The sequence below is a fragment of the Agrobacterium sp. 20P9.1.2 genome, from assembly GCF_057799395.1.
Window position 1 is genome coordinate 217,987 of record NZ_JBYOKI010000006.1, and the last position, 20,639, is coordinate 238,625.

The following is a 20,639-nucleotide window of genomic DNA, read 5'->3' on the forward strand; positions in this document are numbered from 1 at the left end:
CCGTCGCGTCCCGACATGTATTGATAGCATCAATGGTCTGGATAGGCGTCCAGACAAGGGTTTCGCAATGTCTTTTAAATATGGACCTTTGACATTTGGTCTTTCACTGTGTGTGCTCAGCACCGTTGCGGCGGTCTCCGCGCAGGCGCAGGAGACGGTAAAAGGCGTTGTCGAGCTTTTCACCTCGCAGGGCTGCGCCTCTTGCCCGCCTGCTGATGAAGCGATGCGCAAACTCATCCAGAAGGGCGACGTGATCGGCCTGTCTTACCATGTCGATTACTGGAACTATCTCGGCTGGGCGGATTCGCTGGCATCGAAGGAAAATACCGAGCGGCAATATGGCTATGCGCGGGCTCTGGGCCGCAACAATGTCTATACGCCGCAGGCGGTGGTGAATGGTCGCGACCACGTCAAGGGCGCCGATATGAACGCCATCTACAGCCGTCTGGATGCCTTCAAGAATGCGGGCGAAGGTTTGAGCGTGCCTGTTAAGGCACAGCGCATCAATGATGAGATCGCCATCGATATCGGCGAAGGCCATGGCAAGGCGGATGTCGTTGTTGCCTATTTCACCCGCGAACAGATCGTGGACGTCCAGAAGGGCGAAAATCAGGGCAAGAAGATTTCCTACTGGCATAGCGTCTATGACGTTCAGACGGTGGGCATGTGGGATGGAAAGTCGATGGCGGTGAAGCTGCCGGCCAGCATCATGAGCAAGGCTCAGAATGGCGGATGCGCGGTTCTGTTGCAGACGACGGATGCGCAGGGCAATCCGGCTGCCATTATCGGCGCGAGCGTTCTTTTACCATCTGGGAATTGAGTTCACCCTGAGGGGTGAGGAGATCCGGTCCGGGCATTGGGGGCTGGGGGTAAAGGGTCAATGCACCGGACCGGGTCATCTTGGTGCCTAGGCATCAATTGACTTCAGCAATATTCCACCCAATTCGGGCCATGGTTTGACCGAAATAGGGCAATTGCACCTTTAAGATCTGCCTAAATTATTACCGGCGAAGCATTTTTTCGAGGGCTGCGCCAAGGCTTGCAATTTCCCCAGCGTGGCGGCAGACTGTCGTACAAATGTCATTTGCAGTTGAGCGAGGTTGCCTGATGACCGATCAGCCGGATTTGCAGCGCGCAGGTTCATCTCACAGAGATAGCTCATCCGTCATCGATCTCCGTGAATACAAGCAGAGCAAGGACCCCTTACCCATCACCTTCCATCGCCGCGAACTGGATGCGATATTGCGCATCTATGGACGAATGGTGGGTGAAGGAGAATGGCGCGACTATGCCATCGACCATCTGAAGGACAAGGCCGTGTTCTCCGTGTTCAAACGGTCCGGCGAGATGCCTCTGTTCCGCATTGAGAAGAACCCTAAGCTTGCGGCCAAGCAGGGCGCGTTCAGCGTCGTCAATGTCGATGGCCGTATTTTGAAGCGCGGTCACGAGTTGCCACAGGTGCTGAAAGTCTTCGACAAGGTGCTGAAGCTGATCGAGTGATCCCGAGTATCAGCGAAATACGCACAACAAAAAAGGCGGCCCGAGAGCCGCCTTTTCGATGTCTATCTCATCAAATCTTACTTGTCGCGGTTTCCCAGGAACTGCAGCAGGAACATGAAGAGGTTGATGAAGTCGAGGTAGAGCGTCAGCGCGCCCATGATGGCTTTACGGCCAGCAGTCGCAACATCGTCACCGTCGAAATACATTTCCTTGATCTTCTGCGTGTCATAGGCCGTCAGACCAGCGAAGATCAGCACGCCGATGGCGGAGATCGCAAAGCCCATGGCAGACGACTGCAGGAAGATGTTGACGAGCGACGCGATGATCAGGCCGAACAGACCCATGATCAGGAACGAGCCCATGCCGGACAGGTCTTTCTTGGTGGTGTAGCCGTAAAGCGACAGCGCACCAAAGGAAGCAGCCGTGATGAAGAACGTCTGTACGATGCTCTGGCCGGTATAGACCAGGAAGATCGACGACAGCGAGATACCCATCAGCGCGGCGTAACCCCAGAAGGTTGCCTGCGCGGCAGGGACACTCATGTTCTGAATGCGGAAGCTAAGGAAAAGCACAAGACCCAGCGGCGCAAACATCACCACCCATTTCAGCGGGGAGCCATAGAGCAGCTGCGCGAAAGCGGGGTTGGAGACCGCCATTGTATAGGTGAAGAAGGACGCTACGCCGGTAATTACCAGCGCAAGTGCCATCAGGTTATAAACCTTCAGCATATAGGTGCGCAGACCCTGGTCGATCATGGCACCAGACTGTGCATGACCCTGGGCCATACGGTTCTGGTAATTGTTGAAGTCAGACATTGTTACCTCTTTTGAGCTCCGAAATTGCTACGGTGTCGGGCATATCGTCGTTTCACGACTATATCCCAGGCGCCGCTGCGGAGCTACAGCAAGCCTACCGAAGAATATGATGATATCGTTTCATAGATACAAGAGCTTTCAGAACCGAAAAAACACCGTATGCGCGAAAATCGATAACGTTTTGGCGATCATTACAGAGATTTAATCGTTAAAGTTAAGTGGCGTACAACTTTTCAGAATGCTCTTCGGTTCCGGGCTCTCGTTGATCTTACTCTCCTGCCTGCCGCAGAACCGGCGCTGCCTTTTGCCCCAGTATCCGCCATGTGCCGATGAGGCCGATGCCGACAGTCATGACGAGAGCCACAACGATGGTGCCGATGGCGACATCCGGCAAGAAGCTGGAGGGCAGTTTCATGATGCGGGCAATGACGAACCATGCGGAAACGCCGCCTGCAAACAGCGCAAAAATGGCCGTCGCCAGACCCAGCATCATATATTCGTAGGAGAAGGCGCGGATCAGCATAGCGCGCGTGCCGCCAAGCGTTTTGAGAATGACGGCATCATGCGTGCGGGCGCGATTTCCGGCAGCCAGAGCGCCAGCCAGCACCAGCACCGAGGCGATAAGCGCAACGGCGGCGGCAGCGCGAATGGCCGTAGCAAGCTGATCGACAAGGCGGTTGACCACATCCAGCGCATCCTTCACTCGCACACTGGTGATGGTCGGATAGGCATTGGTGACGGCGCGCAGGATTTCGCCTTCCTTGGCAGCGGTGGCTGATGGATCTGACAACGTCGCAAGCCATGCATGCGGCGCACCGCGGAACGTGTTGGGCGAAAAGACCATGACGAAGTTGAGAGACAGCGATTCCCACTGCACGTCGCGCAGATTGGCAATCTTGGCGGTGATATTGCGGCCTAATACATTGACGGTGACGCTATCGCCAATCTTCAGTCCAAGCTCTCCCGCCTCTTCCGATGCAAAGGACACGAGCGGCTCGCCGCTATAATCCTTGTCCCACCAGCTGCCTTGAGACAGCTTGGCATTCTCGGGCATATCCTGCGCATAGGTAATCCCGCGATCACCACGCAGAACCCAGCGGCCTGCGGGTGGTACGTCCATCTTGGTGACATCCTGACCGTTGAGCGCCAGAATACGACCGCGCAGCATGGGCACCTCAGTCAGCACGCCCTCCGGCGCTTGTTTCTGTACGAGATTACGGAAGCCATCGCGATCTGCGCCCTGAATATCCACGAAGAAGAAATTCGGTGCCTTGTCCGGCAGACTGCCTGTCAGTTCACGGCGCAGATTTCCGTCGATCAGCGTCAGCGTGACAAGGAGCGTGAGGCCGAGACCGAGAGACAAAACGACGGAGGGTGTCAGTGCGCCGGGGCGGTGGATGTTGCCGATGGCGAGCCGCAGGGCAGCGGAATGAACACGCGGGCTTCTCCTGGCAATGGCCTTGATGCCCCAGGCAACCAGACGCAGCACCACGAAGGCAAAAGCGACCGCCGCCAGAAACACCGAGGCGATATAGCGCTCTTCCGCAGAGAAGATGGCAAGACCAGCGAGTGCAGCCAGAAGAACAGCGGTGGCAAGAAGATAGGGCCAGGACGGCAGGCGGTTTTCCTCGAAACCCTGCTCGCGAAACAGCGCGGTTGCTGGCACTTCCCGCGCCTGCCCCAGCGGCATAACGGCGAAGGCAAGCGTCGTCAGCAGACCGAAGATGCCTGCCAGAAACAACGGACCGGGATAGATCGCGAGCTCATTGGGAACGGGAAGCACACCTTCCAGAAACCGCATGGCAATCAGAGGTGTGACCGCCCCGAGCATCAGCCCGATGACGATGCCGATACAGGCAATGAAGGCGATCTGGAACAGATAGGTCATGGTGACGACGCTCGCCGGTGCGCCGAGGCATTTCAGCGAGGCGATGGTCGTGCGTTTGGAATCGAGAAAAGCACGCACGGCATTGGCAACGCCAACGCCACCAACGATGAGAGCCGTCAGCCCCACAAGCGTCAGGAACTGCGAGAAACGGTTGACGTTTTCGGTAAGAGAAGGGGCGGCACGATCGCTGGTGCGGATCGACCAACCCGCATTGGGGAATTCCCGGTTGGTATCTTCGGTGATCGTCGCGCGTTTGGACGCGTCGTTCAGACGAATCTTGTAGCCATGTTCGACAAGGCTGCCGGTCTGGACAAGGCCAGATGCGAAGAGCGCATCACGGCTGATAAGCAGCCGCGGCGCAAAGCCAAAGCCATCAGACAGAGCATCCGGCTCGTTGACGACGGTGCCTGACAGTTTGAGTCGAACATTGCCGAGCAGCAATTCGTCACCGACCTTGATACCAAGCCGTTCGAGAAGCAGCGGGGCTGCGACAGCGCCGTAGGCTTCACCCTGCTTTGCCAGCAATTGCGAAAGAGGCGCAGCCGGTTCTGCTTCGAAGGTGCCGTAAAGCGGATAGGCGCCATCGACGGCCTTGACCTCGGCCAACGTCTGTTGCGACCCATCCGCCAACCGCGCCATGGAACGCAGACCGGTGGAGACGGCAACTTGGCCAAGACTATTCAGATAGGCGCGCTCATCTGTGGTCACTTCGCGGTTGCGCAGTTCAAAGCGCACATCACCCGCCAGAATGGATTGACCTTCGGTGGCGATGGAACTGGTGACGGCGCGTGAAACGGAATTAACGGCGGCAATGGCCCCGGTTCCCAGAGCGATACAGGCCAGAAAGATGTAAAAGCCGCGAAAGCCGCCGCGGATTTCGCGCCGGGCAAGGCGCAGCGCGTTGCGAATGTTGAAGAGCGACGGCACGAAGCGGCTCATGCCAAAACCGCCTGCGCAGGCGTCGATATCGCGCTATCGCCTTCGATCTGGCCTGAGCGCACCTTGATCTGGCGCGAGCAGCGGGCGGCGAGCGAAACATCGTGGGTGACGAGGATCATCGTCATGCCGCGTTCGGCCTGTTTGGAAAACAAAAGATCGGCAATCTGTTTGCCGGTATCCGTATCGAGATTGCCGGTCGGCTCATCCGCGATCAGCACGGCGGGCGAAGGCGCAAGCGCACGGGCAATGGCGACGCGCTGCTGCTCGCCACCGGAAAGCTGGCCCGGATAGTGATTGAGCCTTTCGCCGAGCCCGACGGCCGCCAGCTCCTTTTTGGCGATGTCGAACGGGTTGGCGACATTGGCCAGTTCCAAAGGAACGGCAACGTTTTCCAAAGCGGTCATATTGGCAATCAGGTGGAAAGACTGGAATACGATCCCGACATTGCGACCGCGAAACTCCGCAAGAGCATCTTCTCCGAGATTGTGAAGCTCCGTTCCCGCAATTGTGATCTCGCCGCTGTCGAGCCGTTCCAGACCGGCCAGAACCATCAAAAGCGTAGATTTGCCGGAGCCGGAAGGCCCGACGATACCAACGGCCTCACCTTCTGCGATGCTGAGGTCGATGCTTTTGAGAACGTGGACGGAAGCGGCGGCGTTGCCCAGGGTCAGATCCGCCTTATTCAGCTCAATGATGCTTTTCGTCACAATTCGCGTTCCTATATGAAGGAGAAGGGCAATCGGGAATTCAAAAATATCCTGACATTGCCAGACAAATTAGGAAGGCCGTCATGCGTTTTAAAGCCGTCGCCGCTCAATTCATCGTCATCTGCACTGCGGTGCTGACCGCCAGCTTTGCGCAGGCACAGGATAAACCGGTGCAACTGGTGGGCTTCGGCGACAGTCTGATGGCCGGATACCAGCTGCCGCCGACCGACAGCTACACCGCCCAGCTGGAGGCCGCGTTGAAGGCCAAGGGCATGGACGTGACCATCGCCAATGCCGGTGTTTCCGGCGACACGAGTTCCGGTGGACTGGCACGGGCCGAATGGTCGGTACCGGATGGAACGGATGGCGTGATTTTGGAGTTGGGAGCCAATGACGCTTTGCGCGGCATTTCACCGGAGGAGACCGAAAAGAACCTCGAGGCGATGATTTCAGGTTTTCAGAAGCTCAACATTCCGGTCCTGCTGATCGGCATCATGGCACCACCGAATATGGGTGACGATTATGCGAAGCGCTTCAACCCGATCTACCAGCGCCTTGCAGAAAAACATGGGCTTCCGCTTTACCCGTTCTTTCTGGACGGCGTCGTCCTGGATGAATCCCTGCAACTGGAGGACAGAATGCATCCCAATACCAAAGGCATAGCCGTGATGGTCGAAAAATCCATGCCAACGGTAGAAGCCTTCATTAAGACTATCGGTGCGCAAAAAAAATAAGCGCTTGCGCCAAGCAGCGTTGCATGATTCGCTACACTTGTTCTGCCAAAAGATTCGGGGAGCTCGCCATGCCGAGACTGTTTACCGCCCTCGAAATTCCGCGCAATGCGGCGATGAGCCTATCATTGTTGCGCGGTGGTCTGCCGGGTGCCCGGTGGATCGATGTGGAGAATTATCACATCACTCTGCGCTTTATCGGCGATATCGATAACCGTACCGCCGACGAGGTGGTCAACAGGCTTGACCGGATCGACAGACCGGAATTTCAGGTCAATCTCACCGGCATCGGCTCGTTCGGCTCCAAGAAGCCGCACTCCATCTGGGCCGGAGTTTCTCCCTCCGCAGAGATGACAGCCCTGCAAGGCGAGATCGAGCGCATTTGCCAGCGCCTCGGTCTGCCGCCCGATCCACGCAAGTTCACACCCCATGTGACACTGGCCCGGCTCCGCAATTCTCGGCTGGACGATGTGGTGCATTACCTCTCCGGGCGCGGCGATTTTCGCACCTCTCCCTTCACGGTCGGACGCTTCGTGCTGATGTCCTCGAAGGAATCGGTGGGCGGTGGCCCCTATATCGTCGAAGAGGCATTTCCGCTGAGTGAGGCCTCGCCTGTCTCCAGCTTTTCCAGTGCAGACTTGCAACCGGCAAAGAGCATGTTGTAGACGGTCTGAAAGCCGTCTTCGCCACCATAATAAGGGTCAGGCACGCTTTCGCGGCGGCCTGACGCATATTGGCCGAAAAGGTGAAGCTTATGCGCATGCTGCTTCGGGCAGGATGCCTTGAGCTTCTCCAGATTGTCTTCATCCATGGCCAGAATGATATCGAAGACCTCGAAATCGGCGCCCCTGACCTGACGGGCCTTCTGGCCTGAAATATCGATGCCGTGCAGCTTTGCGATGGCAACGGAGCGTGGATCGGGCGCATTACCTGCATGCCAGCCACCGGTGCCAGCGGAATCGATCACGAAATGATGATCGCCCTGCTGTTTTTCGACCAGATGTGCGAAGATGCCCTCTGCCAGAGGTGAGCGGCAGATATTTCCCATGCAAACAAATAGGACTGCTGTGCGTTTCATAAAACCATAGCCAGAAAGAGGTGACGCCCATGAATTACCCCAAACTCGACAGAGACGCCATCGATGCTGAGCTTGCCAAGCTGGAGGGATGGTCTTTGCGCGAAGATGGGCTTGCCATCGTCAAGGCGTTCAAATTCGCAAACTTCGCCGAGGCCTTCGGCTTCATGGCGCAATGCGCGCTGGTGGCGGAAAAGCTGAACCACCATCCCGAATGGTCGAATGTCTATTCCCGGGTCAAGGTGTGCCTTACGACGCATGATTCCCAGGGCGTCACCGAACGGGACTTCCTTCTGGCTACTGCCATGCAGAAGGCAGCGGCGGGCAGACATGATTGAACGGGCTACGTCCTGCCCTATATAAATGTCCATGACCAAAGGACACACAACCATGGATGACGTGAAGATTGGTGAAATCCTGCTGCCGGGAGAGCCCGACCATCAGGAAGAGCGCGAACAGCAGGTGCGTGCCAAATTCTGGCCGAAGATGAAGCGGGTGATCAGCAAAGTGCCTTTCGCGCGCGATGCGGCTGCCGCTTACTACTGCGCCATGGACCGCGACACGCCGTTCCGCGCCAAGGGTATTCTTCTGGCGGCACTCGGATATTTCATCCTTCCTTTCGATGCAGTACCCGACATCTTCGCCGTGGTTGGTTTTACCGATGACATTGCCGTTTTGACGGCAGCGCTTGCCATGATCCGCGCCCATATCAAAATGGAACACTACGAAGCGGCCGATGCGGCGATAGATGCTTTGAAGAAAGAGTAACGGCTCTGTGATGGCGTGTGTGAAACCGCGCCAAATGCTGACAAATTCTTGCCTGAATTCTTGTGTCATTGCTGATGACGCAGACACAACTGGTGTTTGCTTCGCTGGCGCTAGGAGTCACCGATCTGTTACAGGCCAATGCAAATCTCGACTTTTAGCATTGGCGTTGACGGTTTGGTAACCGATCTTTAGCCAATATCAGGATGACGGACTTCACCTAGCATCGGCCCGGCGCAGCCGTTCGGCCAACTGGAAGACAATAAACCCGGCAGGAAATTCAATGTTTGTAAGAAGTGTAGCAACCGCAGTCGCCATTTTGCTGGCCAGCATCAATGTAGCCTCTGCACAGTCGCCCACGCGCATCCAGCAGTTCAACGCATGGGGTGCCTATTCGTACAAATCGGGTAAAAGCACCGTTTGCTATGTTCTTTCCATTCCCACGGCAAAGGAACCGGCCAGCGTCGACCACGGTGATATCTTCTTCATCGTTTCGCAGCGCCCTGGCCAGAATATTTCCTACGAGCCACAGGCAATGGTGGGTTATGCGCTGAAAGAGGGTTCGAAGGTCAATGTGACCATCGACAACAAGAACTTCGTGATGTTCACCAAGGACAAGGCCGCCTGGGTAGAAAATGCCGCTGAAGAGCCGGCACTGGTTGCAGCCATGAAGGGCGGCAAGTCCATGACGGTCAAGGCGACATCTGCCCGCGGCACCGCGACATCCTATTCCTATTCGCTTTCTGGCATTTCGGCTGCCTTCAAGCAGATCGAAACCTGCAAATAAGCGCAACGGAATATCGTTTTGGAATGGCCGGTCTCTGACCGGCCATTTGCGTTTTCGCTATTTTGGTGCTAAAGGCCCGCCAACACTGACGAGTGCCTGCGCGACAAGCGCGTCACTCTTGATTTTTCTCGACATGCAGACGGTTTCAGCCTTTCTCTAGAGGGTAGTGCAACGCTGTATGGGATGATGGGATAGGGACGATGTCCGTACTGGAAGCCACCGCAGGTCTTGCGATCAAAAGCCCCCTGATCGCTAATAGCGATCTCATGTCCGGCAAGCCGTCGCTGATCGGCCTGACGCGTGAGGACATGGCGGATGCGTTGCTGGATGCAGGCGTGCCGCAAAAGCAGGTCAAGATGCGCGTCAGCCAGTTGTGGAACTGGCTCTATGTGCGCGGCGTCTCCGATTTCGATCATATGACCAATGTCGCCAAGGATCTGCGCGAAACGCTGAAGGCAAAGTTCACCATTGCGCGCCCTGAAATCGTTGAAGAGCAGGTCTCCAATGACGGCACCCGCAAATGGCTGATGCGTTTTCCGCCGCGCGGTGCTGGCCGTCCGGTCGAAATCGAAACCGTTTATATTCCGGAAGAAGGTCGCGGCACCCTTTGCATTTCCAGCCAGGTCGGCTGTTCGCTGACCTGCTCCTTCTGTCACACCGGCACCCAGCGTCTGGTGCGCAACCTGACGGCGGAAGAAATTCTGGCGCAGCTTCTTCTCGCGCGTGACCGTCTGGGCGATTTCCCCGACCGCGAAGCACCGCAGGGCACGATCATGCCAGCCGAGGGACGCAAGGTGTCCAACATCGTGATGATGGGCATGGGTGAGCCGCTTTACAATTTCGAGCATGTCAAAACCGCGCTGTTGATCGCGACCGATGGTGATGGCCTGTCGCTTTCCAAGCGCCGTGTGACGCTATCGACCTCGGGCGTGGTGCCGGAAATCTTCCGCACCGGCGATGAAATTGGCGTGATGCTGGCGATCTCCCTGCACGCGGTGCGCGATGATCTGCGCGACATGCTGGTGCCGATCAACAAGAAATATCCGCTGAAAGAGCTGATCGAGGCCTGCCGCAACTATCCCGGCCTGTCGAATGCCCGCCGTATCACCTTTGAATATGTGATGCTCAAGGACGTCAATGACAGTCTGGAAGACGCCAAGATGCTGACGCAGCTTCTGAAAGGTGTTCCAGCGAAGATCAATCTTATCCCCTTCAACCCATGGCCCGGCACGAACTACCAGTGCTCGGACTGGGCGCAGATCGAGAAATTCGCCGATTTCATCAATCAGGCCGGTTACGCTTCGCCGATCCGCACACCACGCGGGCGCGATATTCTGGCGGCCTGCGGTCAGTTGAAGTCGGAATCCGAGCGCATGCGCAAGACCGAACGCATGGCATTCGAGGCCATGATGATCGCCAATCACGGCGCGGATGACGAATAAGAACAAGAATTGATAGGTGAGTTCAGGCTTGCGCGATTGATTTCGTTTTAACCCTTTCTTAAAGAGGGCAACGACAAGCGAAACAACCGGAGGAATATCCTATGCGCGCACTCGTTCTGGCGCTCGCCGCTGCAACGGCCTTTGCCCTGCCTGCAAAAGCAGAAGACGTCACCGTTGCCGTTACCGCAATCGTCGAACATCCCGCACTGGATGCCGCGCGTGATGGCGTGAAAGCAGCCTTGCCGAAGCTGGCTACAAGGAAGGCGAAAACCTGAAATTCGTCTACCAGTCGGCGCAGGGCAATCCCGGCACGGCAGCGCAGATCGCTCGCCAGTTCGTCGGCGATGCACCAACCGTGATCGTTCCGATTTCGACCCCATCCGCACAGGCTGTCGTCGGTGCCACCCGCGACATCCCGGTTGTCTTCACCGCCGTATCCGATCCGGTCGGCGCGCAGCTGATCAAATCCATGGAAAAGCCGGGCCGCAACGTCACCGGTCTTTCCGATGCGCTGCCGGTCAATGAGCATCTGGCGCTGATCAAGGAAATCGCTCCCAACGCCAAGACCGTGGGCTACATCTACAATTCCGCCGAAGCCAACTCCGTTTCGACGCTGGAGCTTCTGAAAACCGAAGCCGAAAAGGCCGGTTTGAAGGTCGTGGAATCGGTCGCGACCAAGTCTGCCGAAGTACAGGGCGCGACGCGCGCGCTGGTGGGCAAGGCTGACGTGATCTACGTCCCGACCGACAACACCATCGTTTCCGCCTTCGAAGCCGCCGCTGGCGTCGCCTCCGAAGCCAAGATTCCGCTGTTTGCCGCTGATACGGATTCCGTTGCCCGTGGTGCAGTCGCTGCGCTGGGCTTCAACTATTTCGACGTGGGCAAGCAGACGGGTGCGGTCGTCGTTCGCATCCTGAAAGGTGAGAAGCCTGGCGATATTCCGGCAACCGTCGCTGTCGGCACCGATCTCGTCTTGAACAAGAAGGCTGCTGAAAAGGCTGGCATCACGTTTCCCGAGAGCGTGACGAAGCGCGCGACGAAGATTATCGACTAAAAGACCACCTACCCTCTCGTCATCCTCGGGCTCGTCCCGAGGATCTACCCCCGTTCAACGGAAACTGGACGGCCGCAGATGCGCGGGACATCCTCGGACTTGATCTGGGGGCCGGGCATGACGAAAGAGTGGTTGGTCGCAAACCAAGGAATTCTACCGTGAGCCAAATCGCCTTCTGGGGCGCCGTTGAACTGGGGCTGGTTTTTGCCTTTGTCGCTATCGGCGTTTATCTCGCATTTCGCGTGCTCGACTTTCCCGATCTCACCGTCGATGGGTCGTTTCCGCTGGGCGCTGCCGTGGCGGCGGTGCTGATTGTTGCGGGGTTCAACCCTTGGCTGGCAACGGCTATTGCCATGGTTGCCGGTGCGGCAGCCGGTATGGTGACGGCGGTCTTGAACGTCCGCTTCAAAATCCTCAATCTTCTGGCCTCGATCCTAACCATGATCGCGCTGTTTTCCGTGAACCTGCGGGTGATGGGAAAGCCGAATGTCGCGCTGCTCAATCAGGAAACGGTGATCGAACCCTTCTACGGTCTCGGCATTGCCGAATATCTGCTGCGACCGCTTTTCGTTGGTGTGCTGGTGGTCATCGCCGTCATCCTCGTCTGGCGCTTTCTGGAAAGCGATGCGGGCCTCGCCATGCGCGCCACCGGTGCGAATGCCCGGATGGCGCGGGCTCAAGGGGTGAAGACCGGTAACCAGATTTATCTCGGCATGGCTCTGTCCAACGCGCTGGTGGCGCTGGGCGGAGCCCTGTTTGCACAAACCAACGGCTTTGCCGATGTGACGTCGGGTGTAGGCACCATTGTCGTCGGTCTGGCGGCCGTCATCATCGGTGAAACGCTATTCGGATCGCGCGGCATTCTGATTGCGCTGATCGGCTGTGTTTTAGGCTCCATCGCCTATCGCCTGGCGATCCAGCTGGCGCTTTCCAGCGATGCGCTTGGCCTCAAGGCCTCCGACCTCAATTTCGTGACCGCCGTGCTGGTTGCGGTTGCGCTGATATTGCCGCGCCTGCGCCGTGGGGGAGCAACATCATGATTTCGCTTTCCGACATTCAGGTCGTCTTCGGACGCGGCACGCCGCTGCAAAAGCAGGCACTGGCCAAGATCGATCTCACCATTGAAGACGGCTCCTTCGTCACTGTCATCGGCTCCAACGGCGCTGGAAAATCCACCCTGCTGGGCGTGCTGGCGGGCGATGTTCTGCCAACCGCCGGTAAAGTGACCATCGGTGGCGTGGACGTGACCCGCAAGCCGACGGCCAACCGCGCAGGCCAGGTGGCGCGCGTGTTTCAGGACCCGCTGGCGGGAAGTTGCGGCGCGCTGACCATCGAAGAAAATCTCGCGCTTGCGGCAGCACGCGGCAAGACACGCGGATTGCTGCCAGCACTCGGCGGCGGACGACGCGCGTTCTTTCAGGAGCGGATCGCGTCCCTCAATCTGGGGCTGGAAAATCGCCTGAAGGACCGTATGGACCTGCTTTCGGGCGGTCAGCGTCAGGCCGTATCGCTGGTCATGGCAACGCTGGCTGGTTCCGACGTTCTGCTGCTGGATGAGCACACGGCAGCACTCGACCCCGGCATGGCGGAATTCGTGATGCAATTGACCCAGAAGGTGGTGGCAGAGCGCAAGCTGACGACGCTGATGGTGACGCATTCCATGCGTCAGGCGCTGGATTATGGCGACCGCACCATCATGCTGCATGCGGGCGAAATCGTGCTCGACGTATCAGGCGAAAGCCGCAAGGGCTTGCAGGTGGAAGACCTGATCGAGATGTTCCGCAAGATACGCGGACAATCCATCGATGATGATGAACTGCTGATCGGGTAAAATACAAAAAAGAAAAACGCCGTGCGCCTGGGGGAGCGCACGGCGTTTCTTCGCGCCGAAATTACATCTTCGGCAGCAAGACCTTGTCGATGACGTGAATGACGCCATTCGACTGCTTGACGTCGGCAATCGTCACATGGGCGACATTGCCGTTTTCGTCGGTCAGCGTGATTTTTTTCATGTCGTATTTGGCCTTCAGGATGCAACCGCCAACGGTTTTCACATCATGGGTGCCGTTATCGTCTTTGATCATTTTTTCGATGGTGCTGGACATCGCATCTGCCGCAACGACATGGCAGGTGAGAATCTTGGTGAGCTTGGCCTTGTTTTCCGGCTTCAGCAGCGTCTCGACCGTGCCCTTTGGCAGAGCGGCGAAGGCTTCATTGGTCGGCGCGAAAACCGTGAACGGGCCCTTGCCTTCCAGTGTTTCAACCAGACCGGCAGCCTTGACGGCAGCAACGAGGGTGGTGTGATCCTTCGAATTCATCGCATTCTCAACGATGTTCTTGTTCTCGTACATCGCGGCGCCGCCAACCATCGGGTTCTTGGCTTGGGCTGCGAATGCGACGGTGGAAACGGCTGCGGCAAGCGCGATCATGCGCAGGCTGGATTTCATCATGGCGTTTTCTCCTCTGGTTCCGCCAATCGTCCCTGCGTTGGTGCAGGTGACGTATCCGGTACATGAGAAGCTACGGAGCGGGATCAGAGGAAGTTTCAGCCAGGCGAATCTTTTTTTAAAGCTGCCGTGTCGTGCCGCTGGCAATGACCGGGCCGGTGGGCTTGCCGGTGGGCGAACCGCCATAAGGCTCCACGCTGACGGCGAGCGTAATGCCATCGCGCAGCTGGTCCCGCATGTCAGGTGGAATGGTCATTTCCGCGTTTTTGTTCGGATCAACGAGACCGAGCGAGTAAGGCGTGCCATCTGCCTTGACGAGCCAGAGCTGCAGCGAATTTTGCGATTTGTCACCCGCCGCCACCGGCGTAAGTGCCATGCGCCCGGAGCCTGCATCATAGGATACCATCAAGGCCATGGGCGCATTGGGTGACGACAGCTGCGCCGTATAGGAGATTTGAAGTGGCTGTTGCGGGGATGAGGGCAGCAACACGAAAGAGATTGCCGCGATAACTGCACATGCGGTGGTCAAGGCGCTGAGGCCACGCCAGAAGGCCAGAGAGCCCCATAGCGAGGGCAGGAAGCCAGGCTTGGCCTTCGCGTCTGCATGAAACAGACGCGCTTCTACTGCCTTATAGGTTGTGCTAGCGGGCGCTACAGGCTCATATTCTTCGTTGAGACCGGAAAAATGCGCTTCCCATTGGTACACGCGCTGCGCAAAAACCTCTTCGGTGCGGATACGCTTTTCCACCAGCCGCCGGTCGTCCGCAGACAACACGCCAAGCACATATTCGGCGGCGATCACGTCGTCCTTTGGAATATTGCTGTCAGCCGGTTCTTTCATCGCTCCATGCACTCTTTCAGCTTGATGAGGCTGCGCCTCAACCATGTTCGCATCGTATTCAACGGAACCGCGTAAACTTGCGCCAGTTCCTGATAGCTCATGCCCTCCACATAGGCCTGCCGCACGGCTTTCGCCCTGCTCTCCTCCAGCTCGTCCAGACAGCGCTCTATGCTGCGGCCTGTATCCTTCTGTAGCGTCGCTTGCTCCGGGTCCGGTGCGGTATCGACCAGATCGGGAACATCGCTCAACTCGCTGGCAATCGGCTTGCGGGCGCGGATGATGTCTATCGACTGGTTACGGGCAATGGCGGCCAACCACACGTCGGCAGTGCCGGAGGCGGCGGAAAACAGCCGTGCCCGCTGCCAGATTTTGACATAGACTTCCTGCAAGGCTTCGTCAGCGTCTGTACGGTCTTTGAGTATACGGAGACAGATGGAAAAAAGTTTCGGGCTCGTGGATGTATAGAGCGAGGCGAACGCATTTCGGTCTGACAGGGCAACGAGGCCAATCAGCGTGCTCAGATCGTCTTGCCGCATCGCTCCATCCCGCCCGAAGGCCAGTTCCCGAATAGTCTGCAAGCTGGCAGGGTCTTGCCGAAAAGACAAGCGCCGCGTGTCACATCAACTCCCATGACGGACAGCCAGCTCTGCTAGCCAACTATTTGGCAGTGGTCAGAAAAATCTTCACGGCAAACAGCGAGAAGACGCCTGCGATGGTATAATCGAGACCACGCAAAACCTTGCGATTGCGCTGCAGCCAGCCAGACAGCCCATCTGCCGCCACCACGATGCCGATACCGATCGGCACTGCAACGATGATCGACCAGAGCCCGAGGAAAATCAGTTTGCCCGTGACATGCGGGTCGGATGCGCTGACGAATTGCGGCAGGAATGTCATGAAGAAGATGATGACCTTCGGATTCAGCAGATTGACCCAGAGGCCGTTGAGCAATGCCGACTTCTTGGACGCCTTCGCCTTCTGCTCCGTCGGCCGTTCCATAACGAAATCCGAGCCCTTGCGAATGGCCTGAATGGCCAGCCATACGAGATAGGCCGCACCACCGGTTTTTAAAACGAGAAAGGCCGTGGGCGAGGCAACGATCAAGGCTGCCACGCCGAAGGCAACGAGCATCGTGTGGACGGTGATACCGAGATTGGTGCCGACCAGCGTCATGAAACCGGACGCGCGCCCTTCCCGCACGGAACGGCTGATCCACAGCGTCATATCCGGGCCGGGTGTGACCGACAGCAGCAGAATGGCAATGGTAAAGGCAATCAGGGTCGGCAGACTGGGTAGAAAATCCACGGCGGCACCACACTCGCAAGGGTTTGATGCATGTTCATAACGCGGTTTCCAGAGCCTGCCAAGCCAGACGAAAGAATGCCGCGCCCGAGGGCGCGGCAGGCATATCAGCTGTTCAGGAAGGATTTGAAGTCGTTGCTGTAATCCTCATGCCAGCGCGACAATGGCGGGCGATTTTCAACGATATCATTTGCCGCCCAGAGGATGCGTTTTTCATCCGTCTTGCGGTCCACTTCGCCATCCGGGCACAGAATGTAGAAATCACCCTTGCCGATGCTCTCGACCATGAAATCCACCGTCTGTTCCGGTGTCCAGGCACCCGATGGCTTTTCCGTCCGGCCATTGGCGGTCAGCCCGGTAAAGACGAAGCCGGGGATGAGAAGATGGGCGGAGATATTGCCAGTCGAGGCATTTCTCAACTCATATTCCAAAGCTTCGGTAAAGGCTTTGACGCCTGCCTTGGACACATTATAGGCCGGATCGCCCGGCGGCGTAGTGATGCCCTGCTTGGAGCCGGTGTTGATGATAAGGCCCGGTTCGCCATGGGCCAGCATGCCGGAGCCGAAAACGCGGCTGCCATTGACGACACCCATCAGATTGACGCCGAAAACCTTTTCCCAGTTGGCCTGCGGCCCGAAAATGGCGCTGCCGGGCTGCACACCGGCATTGTTCATCAACACATGGACACGCCCGAAACGCTGAATGACCGCGCGCTCCAGAGCTTCCAGCTCATCGAGTTTCGAAACATCTGTTGGAATGGAAACGATCTGCTCATTGCCGTTTTCCGCCAGTGCGGCAATCTCGCTTTGTGCCGAAGCCAGTTTCTCGCCATCGAGGTCGACCAGCACGACGCTCATGCCGAAGCTGGCGAATTTACGCGCAGCGGCAAGGCCGATGCCGGATGCTGCGCCGGTGATGACGGCAACATTGTCCTTCGTGAATGCGTTGTGAAGTATCGTCATTGGTTTCTCCTTTTCGCTGCCGCTTCAAATCTCCGGCAGTGACGTCCCATGGAACCATGCGCTCTACTGACGCGGTGGAAGTTTAGTATTTTTATCCCTCAAAGTCACATGACGATGAATGCGTTCCATCCGCGCCTTGCTTTGCATTTTTGTTGCACCCGCCGATAAACTCGCTAAAAGTGCCGAAATCCCAAGGAAATGGCGATATCCAAATGTCGCCGGCACGCAAATGGATTTCACTGATGGCACTCCCGAAAGACGTAAAGAAAGTCGTTCTCGCCTATTCCGGCGGGCTCGATACTTCCATTATCCTCAAATGGCTTCAGACCGAACTGAATGCGGAGGTGGTGACCTTCACCGCCGACCTCGGACAGGGCGAAGAGCTGGAACCCGCACGCAAGAAGGCCGAGATGCTGGGCATCAAGGAAATCTTCGTCGAGGATGTGCGCGAGGAATTCGTGCGCGATTTCGTCTTCCCGATGTTCCGCGCCAATGCCGTCTATGAAGGCGTCTATCTGCTCGGCACCTCGATTGCCCGCCCACTGATTTCCAAGCACCTGATCGACATTGCCAAGAAGACCGGCGCTGACGCGATTGCGCATGGCGCGACCGGCAAGGGCAACGACCAGGTTCGTTTCGAGCTTTCGGCCTATGCACTCAACCCCGACATCAAGATCATCGCGCCATGGCGTGACTGGACGTTCAAGAGCCGTACCGATCTTTTGAACTTCGCCGAACAGCACCAGATCCCGGTTGCCAAGGACAAGAAGGGCGAAGCGCCGTTCTCCGTCGACGCCAACCTTCTGCACTCCTCTTCCGAGGGCAAGGTTCTGGAAGACCCGGCGGTCGAGGCCCCCGAATACGTGCATATGCGCACGATTTCGCCGGAAGCAGCACCTGACAAGGCAACCACCATCAAGGTCGGTTTCCGCAACGGTGACGCCTGCTCCATCAACGGCGTCGAAATGTCGCCTGCAACCCTTCTGGCAGCGCTCAACGATTACGGCCGCGACAACGGCATCGGCCGTCTCGATCTGGTCGAGAACCGCTATGTCGGCATGAAGAGCCGTGGCGTTTACGAAACGCCGGGTGGCACCATTCTCCTGGCCGCTCACCGCGCCATCGAGAGCATCACGCTCGACCGGGGTGCAGCCCACCTCAAGGACGAGATCATGCCGCGCTATGCGGAGCTGATCTACTACGGCTTCTGGTTCTCGCCGGAGCGCGAAATGTTGCAGGCGCTGATCGACAAGAGCCAGGAGCATGTGGAAGGCGAAGTAACGCTGAAGCTCTACAAGGGCAACGTCATGGTCACCGGTCGCGAATCGGCCAAGTCGCTCTATTCCGACAAGCTGGTGACCTTTGAGGACGACCAGGGCGCCTACGACCAGAAGGATGCAGCGGGCTTCATCAAGCTCAATGCGCTGCGCCTGCGCACACTCGCCAAGCGCAATCTGAGCAAGTAAGCCTTGCCGAAACCGATCCTGAAAGCCCCGGACCTCCGGGGCTTTTTCATGTCTGCCGGCGCGACAGAATGACGAAGCCGATGTAACTCGCCACCGCGCTCAGTTCCATCAAGGGAATGATCGTGCCGAAACTCATGAGCGGCGAGCCGAGCAGCGACGCGGCGACGCCCGCCAGAAAACCCGCACTCATCTGGATAAAACCCATCATGGCCGATGCCGATCCGGCAATATGCGGAAACGGGCCCATGCCCGCCGTGATGATATAGGGCGTCAGCAGCGCAAGCCCGAAGGTTGCCACCGCAACCGGCCCCATGATCGACAGGAACGAGGGCGATATGAGGTGGACCGAGAGAAAGATCAGCACCCCACCTGTTGCCGACATGCAAAGTCCCATCACCGCCGAGCGACGATCGCCAATCCTGCGGGCGATGAAACGCAGGGCGATGGACCCCAGAAAATAGGCGCCCGATTGCATCAGCATCCCCACACCGAAGGCTGTTGGCGATAAACCAACCTCGTTGATGAGGACGAATGGCAGCATGGTGGATTGCGCGTAGAGCGCCCCGACAGATCCGCCCAGCACCAACGCCGACAAGAGGAACCGCGGCGACGCCAGAAGCTCTCCATAAGCGCTGAGCAGGCGGGATGGCCGCAGACGGCTGGGGTCCGGCACCGTCGTCTCGCGCAGACACAAGATGACGGCTGTGACCGATATCAGCCCGAAGGCGAGCATCAGCACGAAGACAGACTGCCAGCCAAAGGCCAACAGAGACAGGCCGCCAATCGTCGGCCCCGCCGCCGGACCAACCGCCAGCATGATGCCGATGAGGTTCAAGATTGCAGTGGCTTGCGGACCGCTGAACTGATCACGCACGACAGCACGGGCAACGGTGACCCCAACGGATGCGCCGATGCCCTGAATGAGACGGGCCGCCAGCAGAACCTCGACACTGGGCGCAAAAGCCGCAAGAGCGCCGCCTGCCAGATAGATCAGCAAAAACAGGATGGTCGCCTTACGGCGACCGAAAGCATCCGACATGGCGCCGGAAACGAGTTGGGCCACGGCGAAACCACCGAAATAGAGCGTCAGGCTCATCTTGATAGCGGATTCGGTCGTCGCAAAGGCTCTGACGAGTTCCGGCATGGCGGGCGTATAGATCGCCATCGAAACCGGCCCGAGCGAGGTCAGCATGGCGCCGAGAATGGCGGTGCGCCGCACCGTCATCGGAGGGTGGGCTTGAGTCATTGCGAGGTCTGCTTGCTTTTGTCGCTCGCCGCGATCTGCAGGTTTTTCTGCAGGATCGTCAGGAGATCATGAAATTTTGAAAGATCGTTCTCATCGAAACCATCGGTGGCCTGACCGATGAGGCTGTCCACCTCACGGCGAATGGCAACGAGCAGGTCCGATGACGCCTGTGTGAGATAAATACATTTCGAGCGGCGATCATCGGGGTTCGGTCGTCGTTCCACCAGATCGAGCGATTCCAGCTTGTCGAGATAGGTGCAGACCGTCATCGGCTCGAGCCCGATGCGGCTGGCAATATCCGCCTGCTTGCTGCCATCGATGGCGGCGACCGTCAAAAGTGCCCGCGCCTCCCCCGGCGTCAGCCCGAGCCCCGCCTCCCCGATCCGTCGTTCAAAGACGCTGTTGAGAAACCGCGCGCTGCTGTTGAGCAAGAAGGCCAGTGATTCTTTTTCGAGTGAGGTGTTCATGGCGCGCCTGTTTCGTAAGGTTCTCTTATTAAAAATTCCGATCTCGCTGGCAAGGCTTGCCGCTAGTGGCCAAAGGGCTTGCTCGGAAATAGTTTTGCGCGTGCAGCAGTCATGCGACCCGCACATCTTGTTGATCCGACCATATTGAAACGCAGCCGCAGCCATGCCCATATGGTTGCAAATCGCATCTGCATGAGGACTTGAC

Annotated in this window: 22 protein-coding genes and 1 pseudogene; 12 read left to right on the forward strand and 11 right to left on the reverse strand. The window is 57.7% G+C overall.

From position 1 onward, the window contains the following. Positions 1-67 precede the first annotated feature (67 nt). Together AC27VJ_RS17810 and AC27VJ_RS17815 are read left to right on the forward strand one after the other, a co-directional pair. Complete coding sequence (locus AC27VJ_RS17810; RefSeq protein ID WP_113087436.1) at positions 68-820, forward strand: DUF1223 domain-containing protein; 753 nt, start codon at positions 68-70, stop codon at positions 818-820. A 287-nt stretch (positions 821-1,107) separates the two neighbouring features. Continuing rightward, positions 1,108-1,500, forward strand: coding sequence for a DUF2794 domain-containing protein (locus AC27VJ_RS17815; protein WP_353579065.1), 393 nt, complete (start codon positions 1,108-1,110; stop codon positions 1,498-1,500). Positions 1,501-1,577: 77 nt separating this feature from the next. Here the strand turns inward: AC27VJ_RS17815 and AC27VJ_RS17820 are convergent, their stop codons facing one another. The 3 genes from AC27VJ_RS17820 to AC27VJ_RS17830 form a co-directional block, all read right to left on the reverse strand. Beyond that, a complete protein-coding gene (locus tag AC27VJ_RS17820; protein ID WP_113087434.1) occupies positions 1,578-2,315 on the reverse strand; it encodes a Bax inhibitor-1/YccA family protein in 738 nt (245 codons plus the stop codon). A gap of 268 nt (positions 2,316-2,583) precedes the next feature. Then, the gene (locus tag AC27VJ_RS17825; RefSeq protein ID WP_488685146.1) at positions 2,584-5,142 is read right to left on the reverse strand and encodes an ABC transporter permease; all 2,559 of its coding nucleotides are present in this window, start codon (positions 5,140-5,142) and stop codon (positions 2,584-2,586) included. Beyond that, positions 5,139-5,849, reverse strand: a complete 711-nt coding sequence (locus AC27VJ_RS17830; protein ID WP_488685147.1) for an ABC transporter ATP-binding protein — start codon at positions 5,847-5,849, stop codon at positions 5,139-5,141. Before AC27VJ_RS17830 ends, AC27VJ_RS17825 begins: the two co-directional genes overlap by 4 nt. Before the next feature lie 83 nt (positions 5,850-5,932). Here AC27VJ_RS17830 and AC27VJ_RS17835 point away from each other — a divergent pair, with 83 nt between their 5' ends. Then, the gene (locus tag AC27VJ_RS17835) at positions 5,933-6,583 is read left to right on the forward strand and encodes an arylesterase (RefSeq protein ID WP_488685148.1); all 651 of its coding nucleotides are present in this window, start codon (positions 5,933-5,935) and stop codon (positions 6,581-6,583) included. A 68-nt stretch (positions 6,584-6,651) separates the two neighbouring features. Then, complete coding sequence (gene thpR / locus AC27VJ_RS17840) at positions 6,652-7,245, forward strand: RNA 2',3'-cyclic phosphodiesterase (protein WP_488685149.1); 594 nt, start codon at positions 6,652-6,654, stop codon at positions 7,243-7,245. Here thpR and AC27VJ_RS17845 read toward each other — a convergent pair. Then, entirely contained in the window at positions 7,152-7,658 is a 507-nt protein-coding gene (locus tag AC27VJ_RS17845; RefSeq protein WP_488685150.1) for a low molecular weight protein-tyrosine-phosphatase, read from the reverse strand. The genes thpR and AC27VJ_RS17845 overlap by 94 nt on opposite strands. 29 nt (positions 7,659-7,687) lie before the next feature. Here AC27VJ_RS17845 and AC27VJ_RS17850 point away from each other — a divergent pair, with 29 nt between their 5' ends. The 7 genes and pseudogenes from AC27VJ_RS17850 to AC27VJ_RS17880 all read left to right on the forward strand — a co-directional run bounded on the left by AC27VJ_RS17850 (position 7,688) and on the right by AC27VJ_RS17880 (position 13,534). Beyond that, the gene (locus AC27VJ_RS17850; RefSeq protein WP_113087429.1) at positions 7,688-7,993 is read left to right on the forward strand and encodes a 4a-hydroxytetrahydrobiopterin dehydratase; all 306 of its coding nucleotides are present in this window, start codon (positions 7,688-7,690) and stop codon (positions 7,991-7,993) included. 52 nt (positions 7,994-8,045) lie between these two features. Next, positions 8,046-8,423 carry a YkvA family protein gene (locus AC27VJ_RS17855; RefSeq protein WP_113087495.1) on the forward strand — a complete coding sequence of 126 codons (378 nt, stop codon included), beginning with the start codon at positions 8,046-8,048 and terminating at the stop codon, positions 8,421-8,423. Between the two features lie 280 nt (positions 8,424-8,703). Then, the gene (locus AC27VJ_RS17860) at positions 8,704-9,207 is read left to right on the forward strand and encodes an invasion associated locus B family protein (protein WP_113087428.1); all 504 of its coding nucleotides are present in this window, start codon (positions 8,704-8,706) and stop codon (positions 9,205-9,207) included. A 266-nt stretch (positions 9,208-9,473) separates the two neighbouring features. Further along, positions 9,474-10,649: a dual-specificity RNA methyltransferase RlmN gene (gene rlmN / locus AC27VJ_RS17865; protein ID WP_488685238.1), complete on the forward strand. Its 1,176-nt coding sequence runs from the start codon at positions 9,474-9,476 to the stop codon at positions 10,647-10,649. A 101-nt stretch (positions 10,650-10,750) separates the two neighbouring features. Next, positions 10,751-11,703 (forward strand): annotated as a pseudogene (locus AC27VJ_RS17870) (ABC transporter substrate-binding protein). 158 nt (positions 11,704-11,861) lie between these two features. Beyond that, positions 11,862-12,743: an ABC transporter permease gene (locus AC27VJ_RS17875; RefSeq protein ID WP_353579074.1), complete on the forward strand. Its 882-nt coding sequence runs from the start codon at positions 11,862-11,864 to the stop codon at positions 12,741-12,743. Further along, entirely contained in the window at positions 12,740-13,534 is a 795-nt protein-coding gene (locus tag AC27VJ_RS17880) for an ABC transporter ATP-binding protein (RefSeq protein WP_353579075.1), read from the forward strand. Before AC27VJ_RS17875 ends, AC27VJ_RS17880 begins: the two co-directional genes overlap by 4 nt. Positions 13,535-13,595: 61 nt before the next feature. On the opposite strand, the gene AC27VJ_RS17885 is transcribed toward AC27VJ_RS17880, so the two are convergent. The 5 genes from AC27VJ_RS17885 to AC27VJ_RS17905 form a co-directional block, all read right to left on the reverse strand. Beyond that, positions 13,596-14,153 carry a fasciclin domain-containing protein gene (locus AC27VJ_RS17885; protein ID WP_353579076.1) on the reverse strand — a complete coding sequence of 186 codons (558 nt, stop codon included), beginning with the start codon at positions 14,151-14,153 and terminating at the stop codon, positions 13,596-13,598. 115 nt (positions 14,154-14,268) lie between these two features. Continuing rightward, on the reverse strand, positions 14,269-14,991 hold the full coding sequence (locus tag AC27VJ_RS17890) for an anti-sigma factor (protein ID WP_488685152.1): 723 nt from the start codon (positions 14,989-14,991) through the stop codon (positions 14,269-14,271). Next, complete coding sequence (locus AC27VJ_RS17895; RefSeq protein WP_113087422.1) at positions 14,988-15,527, reverse strand: sigma-70 family RNA polymerase sigma factor; 540 nt, start codon at positions 15,525-15,527, stop codon at positions 14,988-14,990. Before AC27VJ_RS17895 ends, AC27VJ_RS17890 begins: the two co-directional genes overlap by 4 nt. 121 nt (positions 15,528-15,648) lie before the next feature. Then, positions 15,649-16,296: a LysE family translocator gene (locus AC27VJ_RS17900; RefSeq protein ID WP_488685153.1), complete on the reverse strand. Its 648-nt coding sequence runs from the start codon at positions 16,294-16,296 to the stop codon at positions 15,649-15,651. Positions 16,297-16,400: 104 nt separating this feature from the next. Continuing rightward, positions 16,401-17,255: an SDR family NAD(P)-dependent oxidoreductase gene (locus AC27VJ_RS17905; RefSeq protein ID WP_488685154.1), complete on the reverse strand. Its 855-nt coding sequence runs from the start codon at positions 17,253-17,255 to the stop codon at positions 16,401-16,403. A gap of 242 nt (positions 17,256-17,497) precedes the next feature. Here AC27VJ_RS17905 and AC27VJ_RS17910 point away from each other — a divergent pair, with 242 nt between their 5' ends. Continuing rightward, the gene (locus AC27VJ_RS17910) at positions 17,498-18,721 is read left to right on the forward strand and encodes an argininosuccinate synthase (protein ID WP_488685155.1); all 1,224 of its coding nucleotides are present in this window, start codon (positions 17,498-17,500) and stop codon (positions 18,719-18,721) included. Positions 18,722-18,767: 46 nt separating this feature from the next. Here the strand turns inward: AC27VJ_RS17910 and AC27VJ_RS17915 are convergent, their stop codons facing one another. Together AC27VJ_RS17915 and AC27VJ_RS17920 are read right to left on the reverse strand one after the other, a co-directional pair. Next, positions 18,768-19,946: a multidrug effflux MFS transporter gene (locus AC27VJ_RS17915; protein WP_488685239.1), complete on the reverse strand. Its 1,179-nt coding sequence runs from the start codon at positions 19,944-19,946 to the stop codon at positions 18,768-18,770. 17 nt (positions 19,947-19,963) lie between these two features. Next, positions 19,964-20,434 carry a MarR family winged helix-turn-helix transcriptional regulator gene (locus AC27VJ_RS17920; protein ID WP_488685156.1) on the reverse strand — a complete coding sequence of 157 codons (471 nt, stop codon included), beginning with the start codon at positions 20,432-20,434 and terminating at the stop codon, positions 19,964-19,966. Between the last annotated feature and the right edge of the window lie 205 nt (positions 20,435-20,639).

Coding starts and splice junctions, on each gene's coding strand:
- AC27VJ_RS17835 (WP_488685148.1), top strand. CDS start 5,933: ATGCGTTTTAAAGCCGTCGCCGCTCAATTCATCGTCATCTGCACTGCG.
- thpR (WP_488685149.1), top strand. CDS start 6,652: ATGCCGAGACTGTTTACCGCCCTCGAAATTCCGCGCAATGCGGCGATG.
- AC27VJ_RS17850 (WP_113087429.1), top strand. CDS start 7,688: ATGAATTACCCCAAACTCGACAGAGACGCCATCGATGCTGAGCTTGCC.
- AC27VJ_RS17915 (WP_488685239.1), bottom strand. CDS start 19,946: ATGACGGTGCGGCGCACCGCCATTCTCGGCGCCATGCTGACCTCGCTC.
- AC27VJ_RS17825 (WP_488685146.1), bottom strand. CDS start 5,142: ATGAGCCGCTTCGTGCCGTCGCTCTTCAACATTCGCAACGCGCTGCGC.
- AC27VJ_RS17845 (WP_488685150.1), bottom strand. CDS start 7,658: ATGAAACGCACAGCAGTCCTATTTGTTTGCATGGGAAATATCTGCCGC.
- AC27VJ_RS17885 (WP_353579076.1), bottom strand. CDS start 14,153: ATGATGAAATCCAGCCTGCGCATGATCGCGCTTGCCGCAGCCGTTTCC.
- AC27VJ_RS17810 (WP_113087436.1), top strand. CDS start 68: ATGTCTTTTAAATATGGACCTTTGACATTTGGTCTTTCACTGTGTGTG.
- AC27VJ_RS17910 (WP_488685155.1), top strand. CDS start 17,498: ATGGCACTCCCGAAAGACGTAAAGAAAGTCGTTCTCGCCTATTCCGGC.
- AC27VJ_RS17880 (WP_353579075.1), top strand. CDS start 12,740: ATGATTTCGCTTTCCGACATTCAGGTCGTCTTCGGACGCGGCACGCCG.
- AC27VJ_RS17820 (WP_113087434.1), bottom strand. CDS start 2,315: ATGTCTGACTTCAACAATTACCAGAACCGTATGGCCCAGGGTCATGCA.
- AC27VJ_RS17890 (WP_488685152.1), bottom strand. CDS start 14,991: ATGAAAGAACCGGCTGACAGCAATATTCCAAAGGACGACGTGATCGCC.
- AC27VJ_RS17895 (WP_113087422.1), bottom strand. CDS start 15,527: ATGCGGCAAGACGATCTGAGCACGCTGATTGGCCTCGTTGCCCTGTCA.
- AC27VJ_RS17855 (WP_113087495.1), top strand. CDS start 8,046: ATGGATGACGTGAAGATTGGTGAAATCCTGCTGCCGGGAGAGCCCGAC.
- AC27VJ_RS17815 (WP_353579065.1), top strand. CDS start 1,108: ATGACCGATCAGCCGGATTTGCAGCGCGCAGGTTCATCTCACAGAGAT.
- rlmN (WP_488685238.1), top strand. CDS start 9,474: ATGTCCGGCAAGCCGTCGCTGATCGGCCTGACGCGTGAGGACATGGCG.
- AC27VJ_RS17920 (WP_488685156.1), bottom strand. CDS start 20,434: ATGAACACCTCACTCGAAAAAGAATCACTGGCCTTCTTGCTCAACAGC.
- AC27VJ_RS17905 (WP_488685154.1), bottom strand. CDS start 17,255: ATGACGATACTTCACAACGCATTCACGAAGGACAATGTTGCCGTCATC.
- AC27VJ_RS17860 (WP_113087428.1), top strand. CDS start 8,704: ATGTTTGTAAGAAGTGTAGCAACCGCAGTCGCCATTTTGCTGGCCAGC.